This is a genomic window from Achromobacter aloeverae, from assembly GCF_004121055.1.
GTDB lineage: Bacteria > Pseudomonadota > Gammaproteobacteria > Burkholderiales > Burkholderiaceae_B > Bordetella_C > Bordetella_C aloeverae.
In genome coordinates this window covers 250,539-267,443 of sequence record NZ_PYAL01000008.1, presented here as the reverse complement: position 1 = coordinate 267,443, position 16,905 = coordinate 250,539, and the positions used below count along the sequence as shown (strand labels likewise).

The following is a 16,905-nucleotide window of genomic DNA, read 5'->3' as shown; positions in this document are numbered from 1 at the left end:
CGAATAAAGGATTCCCCATGGCATCACCTGTGCTGGTCTGCGGTTCGATGGCATTCGACACGATCGCGGTCTTCGAAGGCCATTTCAAGGAACATATCCTTCCCGAGCGCGTCCAGTCCCTCAGTGTTTCGTTCCTGACGCCGTCCATGCGCAAGGAGTACGGTGGCTGCGCCGGCAACATCGCCTACAACCTCAAGCTGCTGGGCGGCAATCCGGTCCCCGTCGCCACGGTGGGCGAGGACGCCGGCGACTACCTGGAGCGTTTGCGGGCGCTGCGGATCGACGCCAGCTACATCAAGGTGATCCCCCAGACCCTGACCGCGCAATGCTTCATCACGACCGACCTGGACGACAACCAGATCGCCGCCTTCCACCCGGGTGCCATGAGCTTCTCGGCGCAGAACGATGTCAGCGGCGCCAAGGCGGCGTGGGCCATCGTCGCGCCCGACGCCAAGGAGGGCATGTTCGCGCATGCCGAACGCTTGCACGCGGCCGGCATTCCCTTCATCTTCGACCTGGGCCAGGCCATGCCCCTGTTCGATGGGGCCGATCTGCGTCGCATGCTGGAATTGGCGCAGGTCCTCACGGTGAACGACTACGAGGCGGGCGTGGTGGAACAGCGCACCGGCAGCACCATTGCCGAGCTGGCACGGGGCTTGCAAGCCGCCGTCGTCACGCGCGGCGGAGAGGGGGCCAGCCTGTGGACCAAGGAAGGCGAACAGCAGGTTGCGCCTATCGCGGCGGCGCAGGTCGTGGATCCCACCGGTTGCGGCGATGCCCATCGCGCCGGCCTGCTGTATGGCCTGAGCCTGGGCTGGAACTGGTTGGACTGCTGCCGCCTGGGCAATGTGATGGGTGCCATCAAGATTGCCTCCCGCGGCCCGCAGAACCATCAGCCGTCGCGTGAGGAAATCAGTAATTCCTTGCAACAGTCTTATGGAATAAGCCTGCCGCTGTGAAGATCGGAATGCCATGTGCAAGCACCGGCTACCCTGGGAAACTTTCGAATGGGCCTATGCACTAAGGTAAAGAAATCGTTGCAGGCTATTTCTCGAGCATGGTCCGGCGCTCGTTTACCCTAGCCGGAGGCGTATTATCTGTGTCGCAGCAAACCCGTTCCAGGAGCTCGCAAATCATGAGTCAAAACAAAGCATCCCTTATTCCATCCCAGGCGCGAGCCGTACGCTGGCTGGCCGCGGGCGCCATTGCCACTTCCGTCGCCTTGCTGGCGGGTTGTGCCAATAACACGGCGTCCAGCGGCGTGTACAGCTATGACCAGGCCCAGCGCGAGCAGATCGTGCGCACCGGTACGGTGACGGGCGTGCGTCCGGTGACCATCCAGAACGACAAGTCCTCGGGCGTCGGCATGGTGGCGGGCGGTGCGCTGGGTGGCGTGGCGGGCAATGCGGTCGGCGGCGGCACTGGCCGTACCATCGCCACGGTCGGCGGCGTCATTCTGGGCGCGCTCGCGGGCAATGCCGTCGAGAACCGCGTCGGCACGAGCTCCGGCCTGGAAATCACCGTGCGGCTGGATAACGGCGAAACGCGTGTGGTGGCCCAGGCCGCCGATGTGCCCGTCAGCGTCGGCCAGCGTGTCCAGGTGATCAGCGGCAACGGCCCCACCCGTATCGTTCCGCTGCAATAAGCGCGGCGGGAGCCGGCCTGGCGCAGCGCGGGGCGGCTCCATGAAGTCCAAAGGCCTGGGTCCGGCATCGAGCCGGACCCAGGCCTTTTCAATTCATGCCGGCGATCGCCGGGTGGCCGTCAAGCGTCAAGCGTCGAACGCCAAACGTTAAAGGGCAAAAATAGCGTAGCTGATGCGCGTGATCACCATGACCGCGCACTGGCCCAGCACCACCAGGACCAAGGGCGAAAAATCGATGCCGCCGCGCGGCAAGATGCGGCGGATGGGTTCGAGCAGCGGATCGGTGAGCGTCTGCAGCAGCGGCATGATGGGGGCCAGGGGATTGACCCAGGACAGGATGGCCTGGGCCAGCGTGACCCACACCAGCAGGTTGAAGGCCCAGCGCACCACCGTCAGGAAGGACACCAGGACGGCGGCGCCCAGGGCCGATATGGGCATCACCAGGCCCAGCACCAGCAGCCACGTGAGGAACATGTAGACCAAGGCTGTCAGCCAGGCGGCCAGCAGGCTGGCGCCGTCCACCACGCCGCGCGCGGGCAGCAGCTTGCGCAGCGGCATCACAAGCCAATTGGTGGCTTGGTATATCACGCGCGCCACGGGGTTGAATGGATGCATGCGCACGGCGTGCAACCAGGCCCGCGCAATCAGCGCGGCCCCGAAGAGGGTGAAGACGGTGTCGAGTAGGAAACTGGAAATATCGCCGAACATGGGCCGCCTTGGTCGCAAAGTTAGGGTTACACGGCAACACGCATTCTCGCATGATCGCGGCCCGGCATTGAAAAAGCCACCTGGCTTGGGGCCAGGTGGCTACAGGTACCGCTGGTACTGCTTCGACTGACGTCAGGCCTTACGGACGGCCGCCGGTCGGGAAGGGCCACGAAGCGGCGGGATTCAGTGCCGTCTTCGCGCCAGGGGCAGCAGCCGTCGAAGGCGCAGCAGCCGGCTTCTTGGCGGCAGCCTTCTTGGCAGGAGCCTTCTTCGCAGCCGGCTTCTTCGCAGCAGCCTTTTTCGCAGGCGCCTTTTTCGCAGGCGCCTTTTTGGCTACGGCCTTTTTGGCGGCCTTCTTGGCAGTCGCTTTCTTGGCGACGGCCTTCTTGGCAACAGCCTTCTTGGCTACAGCTTTCTTGGCGACCTTCTTGGCGGCGACCTTCTTGACCGCGGCCTTCTTGGCCGGAGCCTTCTTGGCGGCGACCTTCTTGGAGGCGACCTTCTTGGCCGCGACCTTCTTGACGGCCTTCTTCACAGCCTTCTTGGCCGCGACCTTCTTGACGGCGACCTTCTTAGCCGCAACCTTCTTCACCGCAGCCTTCTTGGCCGGGGCTTTCTTGGCCGCGGCCTTCTTGGCCGGGGCTTTCTTCACCGCCTTCTTGGCGGCTTTCTTGGCAGTTGCCATGGTTTTGCTCCTTAGGTTCAGGGGTCCCAGAACTTAAACCCGTGCACCGGCCCGCCACATGGCGGGTCGCTGCCCGGGCTATTCATCGGCGCATACCGCTGCCCCTTGCGGGCGGCAGCCACTACGATGTGCGCTAATGAATACGGCACAACCATTTGATATGGCCCCCGCACGACGAGGCGCGAGCCATTTCAAATGGCGCGGGTGGGCGGTGCACCGCACCGCCTACCGCTAGGTCTTATCAGCCTTCGACACCCTGAGCGGGATCATTCCCAGTTCAGCGCGCCTCCGGTTTGGTATTCGATTACTCGGGTTTCGAAAAAGTTTCGTTCTTTCTTCAGGTCGATCATTTCCGCCATCCACGGGAAGGGATTTTCTTCCTGCGGGAACAGCGCTTCGATGCCAATCTGCTGGCACCGGCGATTCGCGATGAAGCGCAGATAGGACTTGAACATCGGTGCATTCAGGCCCAACACGCCGCGCGGCATCGTGTCTTCGGCGTAAGCATATTCGAGTTCGACCGCTTTGAGGAAGAGTCCGCGAATTTCTTCACGGAATTCAGGCGTCCACAAATGCGGATTCTCGAGTTTGACGGTGTTGATCAGATCGATGCCGAAGTTGCAGTGCATGGATTCATCGCGCAGGATGTACATGTACTGTTCGGCGGCGCCGGTCATCTTGTTCTGGCGGCCCAACGCAAGGATCTGCGTGAAGCCCACGTAAAAGAACAAGCCTTCCATCAGGCACGCGAACACGATCAGCGACTTGAGCAGCGTCTGGTCGGCCTCGGGCGTGCCGGTCTTGAAGTTGGGATCGGCGATGGCTTCGATGAACGGAATGAGGAACTCGTCCTTGGCGCGGATGGACGGGACTTCGTTGTAGGCGTTGAAGATCTCCGACTCGTCCAGGTCCAGGCTTTCGACGATGTACTGATAGGCGTGCGTGTGGATGGCCTCTTCGAACGCCTGGCGCAGGAGGAACTGGCGGCATTCGGGCGCCGTGATGTGGCGGTAGGTGCCCAGCACGATGTTGTTCGCCGCCAGCGAATCGGCCGTGACGAAGAAGCCCAGGTTGCGCTTGACGATGCGGCGCTCGTCTTCGGTCAATCCGTTGGGATTCTTCCACAGCGCGATGTCGCGCGACATGTTGATTTCTTGCGGCATCCAATGGTTGGCGCAAGTGGCGAGGTATTTTTCCCACGCCCATTTGTACTTGAACGGCACCAGCTGGTTGACGTCCGTCTCGCCATTGATGATGCGCTTGTCGGCGACCTTGACGCGATGGGACGTGCCCTCGCCCGAGGGCGAGGGAGCTTGCGCCTGCACCGCCGGCAAGGCGGAGTCGCCGAACACGCCGGTGGCCGGACGGGCCGGCAGGCCCGCTGCCGGGTTGGAGTTTTGCGCCGGTTGCAGCGCGACGTTGTCGTCTTCCCAATTAATCATGCTTGAATTCTCCGGGGGCATTTACTGGCAGGCTTCGCACTCTTCGAAACCGGGATCGCCCGGTCGCATCGTGCAAACCGCCCCGACGACTTCGGGTTCCGGCAAGTTCTGTGCCGGAGCCGCTGCCGTGCTGCTGGAGGCAGTAGCCGGATTGCCATTGGAGACGGCGTTCAGTTCGCCGCCACGGCCCGTGGATTTTTCCGCACTGGTGGCGCCCAGCGTGCGCAGGTAGTACGTGGTCTTGAGACCACGCTGCCACGCAAGCTTGTAGGTGTCGTCGAGTTTCTTGCCCGATGCGCCAGCCATGTAAATATTGAGAGATTGCGATTGGTCGATCCATTTCTGCCGGCGGGACGCCGCTTCGACCAGCCAGCTCGGTTCGACTTCAAACGCGGTGGCGTAGATCTTGCGGAGTTCAGCGGGCACGCGATCGATGCGGGACAGGCTGCCGTCGAAATACTTGAGGTCGGCGACCATCACTTCGTCCCAGAGACCGAGTTTCTTCAAGTCGCGTACCAGGTAATCATTGACGACCGTGAACTCGCCGGACAAGTTCGATTTAACGTAAAGATTCTGATAAGTCGGTTCGATGCAGGCGGATACGCCAATAATATTGGAAATCGTCGCCGTTGGGGCGATTGCCACGCAATTGGAGTTGCGCATGCCATGTTCTTTGATGCGCGCGCGCAACGCATTCCAATCGAGAGTGCTCGACGCATCGACATCGACATAGCCGCCACGCGCTTCGCGCAACAGCGCCAGCGTGTCTTGCGGCAGGATGCCGCGATCCCACAACGACCCTTCATACGTTTGATAGCGGCCGCGTTCCTGCGCCAGCGCGCTCGACGCCGAGTAAGCGTAATAGCACACGGCTTCCATCGAACGATCGGCGAATTCGACGGCGTCCTGCGATGCATACGGCACGCGCATCATGTGCAGGCAGTCCTGGAAGCCCATGATGCCCAGGCCCACCGGGCGGTGGCGTTCGTTGGAGTCCTTCGCCTTCTTCACCGCGTAATAGTTGATGTCGATGACGTTATCCAGCATGCGCATCGCGATGCTGATGGTGCGTTCCAGCTTTTCGAGATCCAGCTCGTAGCCGCCATTGGCCGCGGGCTTCATGTGCGCGACCAGGTTCACCGAACCCAGGTTGCAGACGGCGATTTCCGAATCGTTGGTGTTCAGCGTGATCTCGGTGCAGAGATTGGAGCTGTGCACCACGCCCACGTGCTGCTGCGGCGAGCGGATGTTGCAAGGATCCTTGAACGTGATCCACGGATGGCCGGTTTCGAACAGCATCGAAAGCATCTTGCGCCACAGCGTGATCGCCGGCATCTTCTTGAACAGCTTCAGGTCGCCGCTGGCCACGCGGGCTTCGTAGCCCAGGTAGGCCTGCTCGAATTCCTTGCCGTACTTGTCGTGCAGGTCCGGGCAGTCGGACGGCGAGAACAGGGTCCATTCGCCGTTTTCGATGACGCGCTTCATGAACAGGTCGGGAATCCAGTTCGCCGTGTTCATGTCGTGCGTGCGCCGACGTTCGTCACCGGTGTTCTTGCGCAGTTCCAGGAATTCTTCGATGTCCAGGTGCCACGTTTCCAGGTACGTGCAGACCGCGCCCTTGCGCTTGCCGCCCTGGTTGACCGCGACGGCGGTGTCGTTGACCACTTTCAGGAAGGGCACGACGCCCTGGCTTTCGCCATTGGTGCCCTTGATGTGGCTGCGCAGCGCGCGCACCGGCGTCCAGTCGTTGCCCAGGCCGCCGGCGTACTTGGCCAGCAGCGCGTTTTCCTTGATGGCGTCGTAGATGCCTTCCAGGTCATCGGAAACCGTGGTCAGGTAGCACGACGACAGCTGCGAGTGCAGGGTGCCCGAATTGAACAGCGTCGGGGTGGAGCTCATGAAGTCGAACGACGACAGGATCTCGTAGAACTCGATGGCGCGGCCTTCGCGGTCCACGCCCGGCTTGGTTTCGCCCAGCGCCAGGCCCATCGCCACGCGCATGAAGAAGACTTGCGGCAGTTCGATGCGGCGGCCGCGGATGTGCAGGAAGTAGCGGTCGTACAGCGTCTGCAGGCCCAGGTAGCTGAATTGCAGGTCGCGCTTGGCGTTCAGCGCCTTGCCCAGGCGAGGCAGGTCGAACTGCGCCAGCTTGGGATCGAGCAGCTGGCCTTCGATGCCGCGGGCGATGAACGTGGGGAAGTATTCGGCATAGCGGGTGGCCATGCCGGCTTGCGACACTTCCTCGCCCAGGACTTCCTTGCGGATCGTGTGCAGCAGCAGACGGGCGGTGACCTGGCTGTAGGCCGGGTCCTTCTCGACCTGCGCGCGCGCCGACAGGATGGCGGACTTGAAGACTTCGTCGACCGGGATGCCGTCGTACAGGTTCTTGACCGTTTCCTTCAAGATGGCGGCGGCGTCGATGTAGTCGCTCAGGCCTTCGCCGGCGGCATCGATGGTGGCGCGCAGGGCGACCAGGTCGAGCGGGCGCTTGACGCCGTTCTCGCTCACGTTCAGCGTGGTTTCCGGTACGGCGGTGTCGGCGCTCTTGGCCTTCTGGTCGGCGGCGGCGCGCTCCTGGGCACGCTTTTCGCGGTAGAGCACGTAGGCGCGGGCAACGTCATGCTCGCCCGAACGCATCAGCGCCAGTTCGGCGTGGTCCTGGATGTCTTCAATATGGAAAGTGCCGCCATTGGGGCGGTTGCGCACCAGCGCGTGCACGACCTGGCTGGTCAGGGTTTCGACGATCTGGCGCACGCGCGCCGAGGCGGCGCCTTGGCCGCCGTTGACGGCCAGGAAGGCCTTGGTCAGCGCGATGGCGATCTTGCTGGGTTCGAATCCGACCACCGCGCCATTGCGGCGGATGACCTGGTAGCCGGCCCATTGCGCATTGGTGGCGGCGTTTTCGGTTTCGGAAGGCGGCACGGCGGTGGTGGGCCGGGTCACAGAGGCGATCGAAGTCTGCATGGAAGCTCCTGTGCGAAGAAAAAGACGCGAGAAATGTCGCGTCTATCTATATCTATATATGTAGTGGTGCCTGGGAGGGGCAATCGTGGACGCGCGGCTATGGCAGTGGCACGGAACCGATTCTGACGGCATCCGACCACAAGATGTAGTGTGCTACCCCGCTCCCAGGCACTAATTCTAGTGATGGAAAGGGTTGGCTACAAGCCCGGCATCATAACAGTTCGACCTTTAGTTGTTACAAAAGTTAAGTGCATCTCGGCCGGCGTCCCGGGCATGCGCGCCAGTGGGCGCTGGCGGGCGAAGTAGCCGCTCCGCACGCAGGATTCATAGGCATGACTGGCCCGCGACGGCGACGCAAGCGGCCCCTGGCAGTCGCCGCGCGGGCGCGATGCAAGGAGATCCGCCATATCGCATCGCTGTGCAACTGTTGCGCAATTGCAAAGCCGGGCCATGCCGAGATTGATTCTTCCGAGCGGGCTATTCAGAATGAAGTCTCCTGTCGCAGTGCCCTTTTTTCCGGCTTTTCCGGGGGTTTTGCGACGTTTCGAGGATTTCATGAGCAGTCGAGTTGTGTTTTCCGGTGGCCGTCGCGCCGCCGGATTCTTGTGCGGTGGCATGGTGGCCGCAACGTTGGTTGTGACGGGATGCGCCGTCAAGAAGCCCGAACCGGTCGCCGCCGCGGCGGCACCGCAAGCTGCGGCGTCGCCCAAGCCCGTAGCCTGCACGCCGGTGGCCGCCGATTCGCCGCTGGTCGGTACCTGGTATTCGGTGTCGACGCCGCGTGGCGTGGCCGGCAACCTGCAGACCTTGACCGTGCTGACGCCCGACGGGCGCATGACCTACCAGACACAGCTGAAAATCGGCAAGAAGGTCCGTCCCGCCTTGAGCGAAGCCGGCTGCTGGACATATACCGACGGCGTCTACACGATGCAGACCACCACGTCGTACGGCGAGCCGGTCGACATCGGCGATCCCATCTACCGTAATCGCTACCAGGTCGAGAAGATCGACGGCAAGCGCGCGCAGATGCGCGAGCTCAAGCCGAACGGACAATTGATCACCGCGACGCGCGTGGCGTCCAGCTACCGCCTGCCCTGACCGGCCACCGGCCTGGCCCGTGGGAGCGCAGGGCCGAGCCTCTCGACCCCTGCCCAGGTCCGGCGCGTCGCCTGCCCTACAGCTGCCCCAGGCGCGCCAGCACCACGTCCCGACCCAGCAGCGCCAGCACGGCATCGATGGCCGGCGTCTGCTGCCGGCCCGTCACGGCCACGCGCAAGGGGATGGCCAATTGCGGCATTTTCAGGCCGCGCTCCGCCAGCACCGCCTTGATGGCGGCCGCGAGCGCTTCCCGGGTCCATTCGCCGGCCGCCGCACGCAGGGCGAAATCGGCCAGCGCGGCACGCGCCGTCTCGGTCAGGTGCTGGGCCGCCAGGTCGGCGGGTATGCCCGGGAAGTCGCCGCAGAACAGCATGGCGCCATCGGCCAGTTGTTCCAGGGTTTCCGCGCGGTCCTTCAGCAGGTGCATGACGGCGGCCAGGTCGACGGCGTCGGGCTTGCCGCCGCGCTTGGCGATGCGCGGCGCGACGCGCGCGGCCAGCTCGTCATCCGCCATCAGGCGGATGTAGTGGGCGTTGACCCAGTTGAGCTTCTTCGGATCCCACTGCGACGCCGATTTCGAGAGGTGGCGGGTGTCGAACCATTGCACCAGCTGGTCGCGGGTGAACAGTTCGTCATCGCCGTGGCTCCAGCCCAGGCGGGCCAGGTAGTTGATCATGGCCTCGGGCAGATAGCCCTCGTTGTCGTACTCCATGACGTTGACGGCGCCGTGGCGCTTGGACAGCTTCTCGCCGTCCGGGCCGAGGATCATGGGAACGTGGCCGTATTCGGGCAGCTGCGCGCCCAGGGCGCGCAGGATGTTGATCTGGCGCGGCGTATTGTTGACGTGGTCGTCACCCCGCAGCACGTGGGTGATGCCCATGTCCCAGTCGTCGACCACGACGCAGAAGTTGTAGGTGGGGGTGCCGTCCGGGCGGGCGATGATGAGATCGTCCAGCTCTCCGTTGTCGAAGCTGATGGGGCCCTTGACCATGTCGTTCCAGCTGGTCGCGCCCGTCCGCGGATTACGGAAGCGCACCACGGGCTTGACGCCTTCGGGCACGGCCGGCAGGGACTTGCCGGGCTCGGGCCGCCAGGTGCCGTCGTAGCGGGGCTTCAGGCCCGCCGCGCGCGCTTTCTCGCGCATGGCGTCCAGTTCCTGGGGCGAGCAATAGCAGTGGTAGGCGGTGCCCGCCGCCAGCATCTGCGCCACCACCTCGCGGTAGCGATCCATCCGCTGCATTTGGTAGAACGGGCCTTCGTCGGGCTGCATGCCCAGCCAGTCCATGCTGTCGAGGATCGCCTGCACGGCCTCGGGGGTGGAGCGCTCGACGTCCGTGTCCTCGATGCGCAGCACGAACGTGCCCTTGTGGTGGCGGGCGTAGGCCCAGGAAAACAGCGCGGTGCGCGCGCCGCCCAGGTGGAGGAAGCCGGTGGGCGAGGGGGCGAACCGCGTGCGGATGGGGGCAGGATTGGGGGTAGGCTGGGTCATGAAAAGAGGCCGGTCATATTGCGTTCTGGACGCATTTTAGAATAGCGTACGTAATCCATGCTTCGACACGCGCTCGCCTCCCTTTTCGGACCCCGTTCCCTGGTCGTCGTCGCGGACCGGCCGCTGCCTGGCGCGGCGACCCTGCCGGACGCGCTGCAGGCGCGTACCACGCGCATCGACGTCGTCCGTGGCGTGGCCCCGGACATTCCCGCCCAGTTGACCGGCCTGGCCGACCACGAAAGGCCAGACCTGGGCCTGGTCTGCGTGTCGCCCGCGGTGTTCGCGGAGACCTTGCGCCGGCTGGCGCCGCGCGCGCCGCGCGCCCTGATCGTGCTGCCGCACGAGGAACCCGATCCCTATCCGCGCGGAACGGTGGCCTTGTGCCAGGCCTGGGCCGAGGAAAACCATTGCCAGCTGCTGGGGCCACGCGCCTTCGGCGTGCAGCGGCCCCACGCGGGCTACAACTTCAGCCAGCATCCGACCCTGGCGCGCAGCGGCCGGGTGGCGCTGGTGGCGCAGTCGCGATCCATCATCGCCGCCGTCATGGACTGGGCCGAAGACGTGCACATTGGCTTTTCCACGGCGATTTCCCTGGGCGACGAGGCCATCGTCAAGCTGGGACCGGTGCTGGACTACCTGGCGACCGATCCGCGCACGGACAGCATCGCGTTGTACCTGGAAGACGTCGGGCCGGCGCGGGAGTTCATCAGCGCCTTGCGGGCGGCCGCCTCGGTCAAGCCCGTGGTGGTGCTCAAGGCAGGCCGTGACAAGGACGACGACGCCGTTTTCGACGCCGTGCTGCGCCGGGCGGGGGCGGTGCGCGTGCGTTATTTCGTGCAGTTGTTCTCCGCGGTGAAAGTGCTGGGGTACACGCGGCGCCCGCGCGGCCGCCGCGTCGCGCTGCTGTCCAACGGCAGCGGGCCGCCGCAATTGGCATTGGACCTGCTGGGACCCGACGCGGCGGTGGAGCGCGCCGACCTGGCGCCGGCCAGCCGCCAGGCGCTGGAGGCCTTGCTGGAGCCGGGCGCCGCGGTGACCAATCCGGTCATTACCTATGCGCCGCTGACGCCGGACAAGATCCAGGCGGCGCTGGATATCCTGATCGACGATGCCCAGGTGGACGGCGTGCTGGTGCTGCTGGCGCCCGATGCGCTGGCGGACATGCGAGCGGTTGCCGAACGGCTGGCCGAGGTGGCGCCCCGCGCGCGCAAGCCCATCGTGTCCTGTTTCATGGGCGATGCCGGCATGCGGCCGCTGCGGCGCATGCTGGATGACGCCGGCACGTCGGCCTTCCGCACGCCGGAGTCGGCGGCCGACGCTTTTGGCGTGCTGTCGTCGCACTTCTATAACCAGCAACTGCTGTTGCAGACGCAGACGGCCCTGCCGCAGGCCATGCACAGCGGCGACGGCGCCGCCCACGCCATCGTTTCACGGGCGCGCGCGGCGGGACGCCTGATCCTGGAGCCGTCCGAAGCGCGCGATCTGCTGGTGGCCTTCCAGGTGCCGGTGCAGGACACCATGCCGGTCGGCCTGTACGAACCGCTGTCGCGCCCCCTGGCGATACGGGTCCGGCGCGACGCGCATTTCGGGCCTGTCATCCGCTTTGGGCCTGGCGGTCCCGATGCCGTGCTGGCGCTGGCCGATCGTGGCATGGACCTGCCGCCGCTCAACGGCTTCCTGGCGCGCCAACTGATAGAGCGCAGCCGGATCTGGCGCAAGGTGTTGGCGTCCCGGCTGGGCACCGCCGTATTCGAAGCCTTGCAGCAGGCCTTGGTACAGGTGTCGGCGCTGATCACCGAACTGCCCGACGTGGACGCGCTGGACATCGACCCCCTGTACGCCGGCGAAACGCGCCTGTACGCGCGGTCGCTGCGGATCACGCTGACGGCGGAAGCGGCGCGCGACAGCCAGCGGCTGGGCGGCTATCCGCACATGGCCATCCATCCGTATCCGTCGCGGCTGGTGCAGCAGCGCGCCTTCGCGGACGGCACGCCATGGGTCATCCGGCCCATCCGTCCCGAGGACGGCGAGGCCCTGCAGGACTTCATCCGCAACCTGTCGGAGCGGTCCCGCTACATGCGTTTCGTGTCCATGATGCGGGAACTGACGCCGCGCATGCTGGCGCGCTATACGCAGGTGGACTACGACCGCGAAGTGGCGCTGGTGGCGACGACGGACCTGCCGAACCCGGCCCACCGCGGGCATCCGCACGAGGTGATCATCGGCCTGGCGCATTACCTGCGCAATCCGGACGGCCGCGGCGCGGAATATGCGCTGGTGCTGGGCGATGACTGGCAGCGGCGGGGCCTGGGCGGCCAGTTGATGCAGGCGCTCATCGACGCGGCGCGCGAGCAGCGCCTGGAGTATATCGACGGCCTGGTCCTGGCGACCAACCGGCCGATGCTGACGCTGATGCAGCGCCTGGGCTTCACCAATGATCCGGCGCCGGACGACGATCCGACCATGCGCCGGGTCTGGCTCAGGCTCGACGACGGCTGAGTTCCGGCCTGGCGCCTCGCTATCCGCCCGCCAGGATTTCCCGCAGGAACGCGGCGATATCCGCCACCTCTTGCGCGCATACGGAGTGCGGCATGGGGTAGTCGTGCCAGCGCACGTCGTAGCCGAGCGATTGCAGCTGGTCGCGCGAGGCCGTGGCGCGCGGCAGCTCCACCACGGGGTCATAGGTGCCATGCGCCATGAAGATGGGCGTATCCCGATTGGCCTGGTGGCGCTCGGCCGCGGCCAGGTCCAGCAAGGGCAGGTAGCCGGACAGCGCCACCATGCCGGCGAGCTTCTCCGGAAGGCGCAAGCCGGTGTGCAGGGTCATGGCGCAGCCTTGGGAAAAGCCGGCCAGCACGATGCGCGACGTCGGGATGCCGCGCGCGTTCTCGCGGGCGATCAAGGCGCGGATGGCGGCTTCGGACCGCTGGATGCCGGGCGCATCCTCGCGCCGCACCAGGTCACGGTTGAAAATGTCGTACCAGGCGCGCATGGCCATGCCGCCATTGATCGTCACCGGCTGCACGGGCGCGTTGGGAAAGACGAAGCGTACCGCCGGCGTGGCCGGCAGGCGCAGCTCGGGCACGATGGGCACGAAATCATTGCCGTCCGCGCCCAGGCCGTGCATCCAGATGACGGCATGGGTCGGTTGCGGGCCGGTCTGGAGTTCGATGCAGTCGAGCAGGTCGGGCGTCGTGTCTGAAGTCATGGCGTGGCCAAAAATCGCAAAAAAGGGGGCGGGCGGGCATGCCGCGCGCGGGATCATCCCAGGTTTTTCAACGCCTGGAAGAGCGCGCGGTAGTGCTTGCGCTTCGGTTCCTGGCCCTGCTGCAGTTCGGTGTTGGCGCGCGCTTCCTTGCGCGCTTCGCGTATCAGGGTGCGCAGCGGCTGCACGTCGACGCCGGGATAGAGGTTCAGCAGCTCGGTGAGGGCCGTGTCGTCTTCGAGCAGGCGGTCGCGCAGCTTTTCCAGGCGGTGCATGGCGGCGGTTTCCTCGCGCGAGCCATTGCGCCAGACGTCCAGCTGCCGGCGGATTTCATCGGCGGGGGCGTCCCGCATCAGCTTGCCGACGAAGTGCGTCTGGCGGCGCAGGCCTTCACGGCTGGTGGTGCGCTGCGCTTCGCGGATGGCGTCATGCAGGCGCTCGGCCAGGGGCAATTGGCGCAGCCGTTCGGGTGTAAGGGCGATCAGCTCCTTGCCCAGGTCCGTGAGCGCGAGCATTTCCCGCTTGACCTGGGACTTGCTGGGGCGGTCGTAGCCGCCGTCGTCATCGTCGGTAGCGGGGGAGTCGGGCTGGTCGTGCATAAGTGGCTAATAAATAAAGGAAGGGCGAAAACATACTGCGCGGTGGCGGACCTGGGTATCATACCCGTCTCTCTGAAGCGAGCTTTCATGGTCAATTCCTCTTCCTCCCTGCCGATAGCCGAAAACCACGCGCGATTCAGCGAACTGGTTGAAAGCGCCCTGGCGCATGCCCGAAAAATCGGCGCCAGCGACGCCGCCGCCGAAGTCTCCGAAAGCCTGGGACTGTCGGTGTCGGTGCGCAAGAACGATATCGAGACGGTCGAGCAGACGCGCGACCGGTCCCTGGATGTCACGGTGTACGCCGGCCAGCGCCGCGGCTCGGCGTCGACCTCGGATTTCTCGCCGACCGCGTTGCGCGAAACCGTGGAGGCGGCGTGGCATATCGCCAGCGCCACGGCCGAAGACCCCGCCGCCGGCCTGCCCGACGCGGAAAACCTGGCGCGCGACTACCCCGATTTGCGCCTGCATTACCCCTGGGCCATCGATACGGACAGCGCCGCCGAACTGGCCTTGCGGGCCGAGCGCGCGGCGCGCGCGGTGGACCCCCGCATTACCAATACCGAAGGGGCGTCGCTCGGCACATACGAAGGCCAGTTCGTAATGGGGAACACGCGCGGCTTTCTCGGCGGCTATCCTTATTCCCGGCACAGCCTGTCGGTGGCTCCCATTGCCGGTCGCGGGAGCAATATGCAGCGCGACTTCTGGTACTCCAGCGAACGCGACGCAAGCAAGCTGGCCGATCCCGAGGCAGTCGGCCGCTATGCCGCCGAGCGAGCCCTGTCGCGCCTGTCGGCGCGGCGCATTCCCACCGGCAAGTTTCCGGTCCTGTTCGAAGCGCCCCTGGCGCTGGGCCTGCTGGGCGCATTGACGCAGGCAACCAATGGCGGGGCGCTCTACCGCAAGGCCTCTTTCCTGCTCGACAGCCTGGGCAAGCCGGTGCTGGCCGATCATCTGGACGTGACCGAGGATCCCCACATCCCCGGCGCCATGGGCAGTTCGCCGTTCGACGATGAAGGCGTGATTACGCGGGCGCGCGACGTGGTGCGGGGCGGGGTGCTGCAGGGCTATTTCCTGTCCACCTACACCGCGCGCAAACTGGGCATGGCCGTCACCGGCAATGCCGGCGGTTCGCATAACCTCACCTTGAGCTCGCGCGACACGAACCCGGCGGATGACCTGCCGGCCATGCTGCGCAAGATGGGCACGGGGCTGCTGGTCACCGAGTTGATCGGCCAGGGCGTGAACTACGTGACGGGCGATTATTCGCGCGGGGCGTTCGGGTACTGGGTCAAGGACGGCGTCATCCAGCATGCCGTGCAGGAAGTCACCATCGCCGGCAATCTGGCCGATATGTTCCGCCAGATCGTGGCCGTGGGCGCGGACGAGATCGTGCGGGGGACCAAGCGGACGGGGTCTATCCTTATCGAGCAGATGGCCATCGCTGGGGGATGAGAAGGCCCCCCCGTACCGCGCGGAGCGCGGCCCCCCAGGGGGCGACACCCACGGACCGGGGGACCCGGATCCGCGGTGTCCTCGATGGGGTGGGGTTCTTAAGTTTGATTTTGGGTGGTTTTGGGCGTTTTTCTGGTGGATGGGCGCGGGATTGAGGGTTTTGCGCGTTTATCTAGGGTTTCAAGCCGCAACAAATCGAGTAATAATGTCGGCCTTGCCCGCGCGCGCCCTGGTTGGTAAGGGCGCGCGCGGCTGAAATAATCCGCGTTTCCGGCTGTTTTTTCAGTGAACCGCGGCGAAATGACCGTCGATAGTCTTATACGTCCAGCGAGGGCGCGAGACCCTGGCGTTTACACATAACGAGCGTGAGAGAGGGTGTTCCCATGAATTTCACTTATAAGAAACTGCTGGCCGTCATCGCGATGGCCGGCGCGTTCCCCGCCGTTCACGCGGCCGATATCAAGCTGGGCATGGCCGAGGCACTGTCCGGCGGCGCCGCCCAGTACGGCATCGCCATCCGCAACGGCTTCCAGCTGGCCGCCGATGAAATCAACGCCGCCGGCGGTATCAACGGCAATAAGCTGGCGCTGGTGATCGAGGACGAGCAGGGCAAGAAAGAAGAAGCCATCAACGTCTTCAAGAAACTGATTTTCCAGGACAAGGTCCTGATGACCTTCGGCCCGACGCTGTCGAATTCGGCCCAGGCGGCCGATCCTATCGCCCAGGCCGGCAAGACCGTGGCCTTCGGCACGTCCAATACCGCCGACGGCATCACCTCCATCGGCAACTACGTCTTCCGCAACTCGGTGACCGAGGCCGACGTGCTGCCCGCCACCCTGAAGATGGCGATGGACAAGGCCGGCGTGAAGAAGGTCGCGGTGCTGTACGGCAACGACGACGTCTTCACCAAGAGCGGCTACGACAACTTCAAGAAGGCCCTGGAAGACCTGAAGATCCCGGTCACCACCACGGAAACCTTCGCCAAGGGCGACGTCGATTTCAAGGCCCAGCTGACCAAGATCAAGGGCACCAACCCGGACGCCGTCGTGCTGTCGGCCCTGCTGGCCGAGGGCGGCCCCATCATGGTGCAGGCGCGCCAGATCGGCCTGAACGTGCCGTTCATTGGCGGCAACGGCATGAATTCGGTTAAGATCTTCGACCTGGCGCCTGGCGCGGCTTCCAACGACCTGTGGGTCGGCAGCCCCTGGTCGATCGAAAATCCGGCCCCTGAAAATACCAAGTTCATCGGTGCCTACAAGGCCAAGTACAACGTGGCCCCCGATCAATTCGCGGCACAGGCGTATGACGCCATGTACATCGTCGCCGAAGCCCTGAAGCACACCAAGCTGACGGGTGACCTCACCGCCGACCGCGCCGCCCTGCGCGACGCCCTGCCTGCCGTGACCTGGACCGGCGCCACTGGCGCGTTCAAGTTCCGCCAGGCCAAGGACCGCGCCGGCAAGCCCGCCGGCTATGACGCCGAGCAAGCGCCCATCGTCAGCGTGACGAAGGACGGCAAGTACATCATCGTGAAGTAACCCCAAGCAAGGCGAGCGCGGCCGACGCCGTGTTCGACGCCTTGCGGGCCGCGGCCATCGCCGCTGCCCGCAAGGCGTTT

At 65.0% G+C, this 16,905-nt stretch carries 13 protein-coding genes; 6 read left to right on the top strand and 7 right to left on the bottom strand.

The features are described 5' to 3' along the window. Positions 1–17: 17 nt before the first annotated feature. The gene (locus tag C7R54_RS24720) at positions 18–959 is read left to right on the top strand and encodes a carbohydrate kinase family protein (RefSeq protein ID WP_129153382.1); all 942 of its coding nucleotides are present in this window, start codon (positions 18–20) and stop codon (positions 957–959) included. Between the two features lie 176 nt (positions 960–1,135). Continuing rightward, complete coding sequence (locus C7R54_RS24715) at positions 1,136–1,645, top strand: outer membrane lipoprotein (RefSeq protein ID WP_129153380.1); 510 nt, start codon at positions 1,136–1,138, stop codon at positions 1,643–1,645. A gap of 147 nt (positions 1,646–1,792) precedes the next feature. Here the strand turns inward: C7R54_RS24715 and C7R54_RS24710 are convergent, their stop codons facing one another. From C7R54_RS24710 to C7R54_RS24695, 4 genes are all read right to left on the bottom strand, one after another. Next, the gene (locus C7R54_RS24710) at positions 1,793–2,353 is read right to left on the bottom strand and encodes a YggT family protein (protein WP_129153378.1); all 561 of its coding nucleotides are present in this window, start codon (positions 2,351–2,353) and stop codon (positions 1,793–1,795) included. A gap of 139 nt (positions 2,354–2,492) precedes the next feature. Then, a complete protein-coding gene (locus C7R54_RS24705; RefSeq protein ID WP_129153376.1) occupies positions 2,493–3,038 on the bottom strand; it encodes a histone H1-like DNA-binding protein in 546 nt (181 codons plus the stop codon). Positions 3,039–3,304: 266 nt separating this feature from the next. Continuing rightward, on the bottom strand, positions 3,305–4,480 hold the full coding sequence (locus C7R54_RS24700) for a ribonucleotide-diphosphate reductase subunit beta (RefSeq protein ID WP_129153374.1): 1,176 nt from the start codon (positions 4,478–4,480) through the stop codon (positions 3,305–3,307). Positions 4,481–4,501: 21 nt separating this feature from the next. Beyond that, positions 4,502–7,444: a ribonucleoside-diphosphate reductase subunit alpha gene (locus C7R54_RS24695; RefSeq protein ID WP_129153372.1), complete on the bottom strand. Its 2,943-nt coding sequence runs from the start codon at positions 7,442–7,444 to the stop codon at positions 4,502–4,504. 555 nt (positions 7,445–7,999) lie between these two features. Between C7R54_RS24695 and C7R54_RS24690 the strand changes: the two genes are divergently transcribed. Further along, positions 8,000–8,542, top strand: coding sequence for a hypothetical protein (locus C7R54_RS24690; protein ID WP_377815391.1), 543 nt, complete (start codon positions 8,000–8,002; stop codon positions 8,540–8,542). A gap of 76 nt (positions 8,543–8,618) precedes the next feature. Here the strand turns inward: C7R54_RS24690 and gltX are convergent, their stop codons facing one another. After that, positions 8,619–10,031 carry a glutamate--tRNA ligase gene (gene gltX / locus C7R54_RS24685; RefSeq protein WP_129153369.1) on the bottom strand — a complete coding sequence of 471 codons (1,413 nt, stop codon included), beginning with the start codon at positions 10,029–10,031 and terminating at the stop codon, positions 8,619–8,621. Positions 10,032–10,088: 57 nt separating this feature from the next. Between gltX and C7R54_RS24680 the strand changes: the two genes are divergently transcribed. Further along, positions 10,089–12,530, top strand: coding sequence for a bifunctional acetate--CoA ligase family protein/GNAT family N-acetyltransferase (locus C7R54_RS24680; protein WP_129153363.1), 2,442 nt, complete (start codon positions 10,089–10,091; stop codon positions 12,528–12,530). A 19-nt stretch (positions 12,531–12,549) separates the two neighbouring features. On the opposite strand, the gene C7R54_RS24675 is transcribed toward C7R54_RS24680, so the two are convergent. Next, the gene (locus tag C7R54_RS24675) at positions 12,550–13,239 is read right to left on the bottom strand and encodes an alpha/beta hydrolase (protein ID WP_129153362.1); all 690 of its coding nucleotides are present in this window, start codon (positions 13,237–13,239) and stop codon (positions 12,550–12,552) included. 53 nt (positions 13,240–13,292) lie between these two features. Continuing rightward, the gene (gene yjgA / locus C7R54_RS24670; protein WP_129153361.1) at positions 13,293–13,835 is read right to left on the bottom strand and encodes a ribosome biogenesis factor YjgA; all 543 of its coding nucleotides are present in this window, start codon (positions 13,833–13,835) and stop codon (positions 13,293–13,295) included. An 87-nt stretch (positions 13,836–13,922) separates the two neighbouring features. On the opposite strand from yjgA, the gene pmbA reads away from it, so the two are divergent. Both pmbA and C7R54_RS24660 read left to right on the top strand, forming a co-directional pair. After that, entirely contained in the window at positions 13,923–15,287 is a 1,365-nt protein-coding gene (gene pmbA, locus C7R54_RS24665; protein WP_129153360.1) for a metalloprotease PmbA, read from the top strand. Between the two features lie 383 nt (positions 15,288–15,670). Beyond that, entirely contained in the window at positions 15,671–16,825 is a 1,155-nt protein-coding gene (locus tag C7R54_RS24660) for an ABC transporter substrate-binding protein (RefSeq protein ID WP_129153359.1), read from the top strand. Positions 16,826–16,905 lie beyond the last annotated feature (80 nt).

What these genes read in the sequence shown, in the direction of transcription:
- C7R54_RS24690 (WP_377815391.1), top strand. Translation starts at nt 8,000, where the DNA reads ATGAGCAGTCGAGTTGTGTTTTCCGGTGGCCGTCGCGCCGCCGGATTC.
- C7R54_RS24660 (WP_129153359.1), top strand. Translation starts at nt 15,671, where the DNA reads ATGAATTTCACTTATAAGAAACTGCTGGCCGTCATCGCGATGGCCGGC.
- C7R54_RS24700 (WP_129153374.1), bottom strand. Translation starts at nt 4,480, where the DNA reads ATGATTAATTGGGAAGACGACAACGTCGCGCTGCAACCGGCGCAAAAC.
- C7R54_RS24695 (WP_129153372.1), bottom strand. Translation starts at nt 7,444, where the DNA reads ATGCAGACTTCGATCGCCTCTGTGACCCGGCCCACCACCGCCGTGCCG.
- C7R54_RS24720 (WP_129153382.1), top strand. Translation starts at nt 18, where the DNA reads ATGGCATCACCTGTGCTGGTCTGCGGTTCGATGGCATTCGACACGATC.
- C7R54_RS24705 (WP_129153376.1), bottom strand. Translation starts at nt 3,038, where the DNA reads ATGGCAACTGCCAAGAAAGCCGCCAAGAAGGCGGTGAAGAAAGCCCCG.
- gltX (WP_129153369.1), bottom strand. Translation starts at nt 10,031, where the DNA reads ATGACCCAGCCTACCCCCAATCCTGCCCCCATCCGCACGCGGTTCGCC.
- C7R54_RS24680 (WP_129153363.1), top strand. Translation starts at nt 10,089, where the DNA reads ATGCTTCGACACGCGCTCGCCTCCCTTTTCGGACCCCGTTCCCTGGTC.
- pmbA (WP_129153360.1), top strand. Translation starts at nt 13,923, where the DNA reads ATGGTCAATTCCTCTTCCTCCCTGCCGATAGCCGAAAACCACGCGCGA.
- C7R54_RS24715 (WP_129153380.1), top strand. Translation starts at nt 1,136, where the DNA reads ATGAGTCAAAACAAAGCATCCCTTATTCCATCCCAGGCGCGAGCCGTA.
- C7R54_RS24710 (WP_129153378.1), bottom strand. Translation starts at nt 2,353, where the DNA reads ATGTTCGGCGATATTTCCAGTTTCCTACTCGACACCGTCTTCACCCTC.
- C7R54_RS24675 (WP_129153362.1), bottom strand. Translation starts at nt 13,239, where the DNA reads ATGACTTCAGACACGACGCCCGACCTGCTCGACTGCATCGAACTCCAG.
- yjgA (WP_129153361.1), bottom strand. Translation starts at nt 13,835, where the DNA reads ATGCACGACCAGCCCGACTCCCCCGCTACCGACGATGACGACGGCGGC.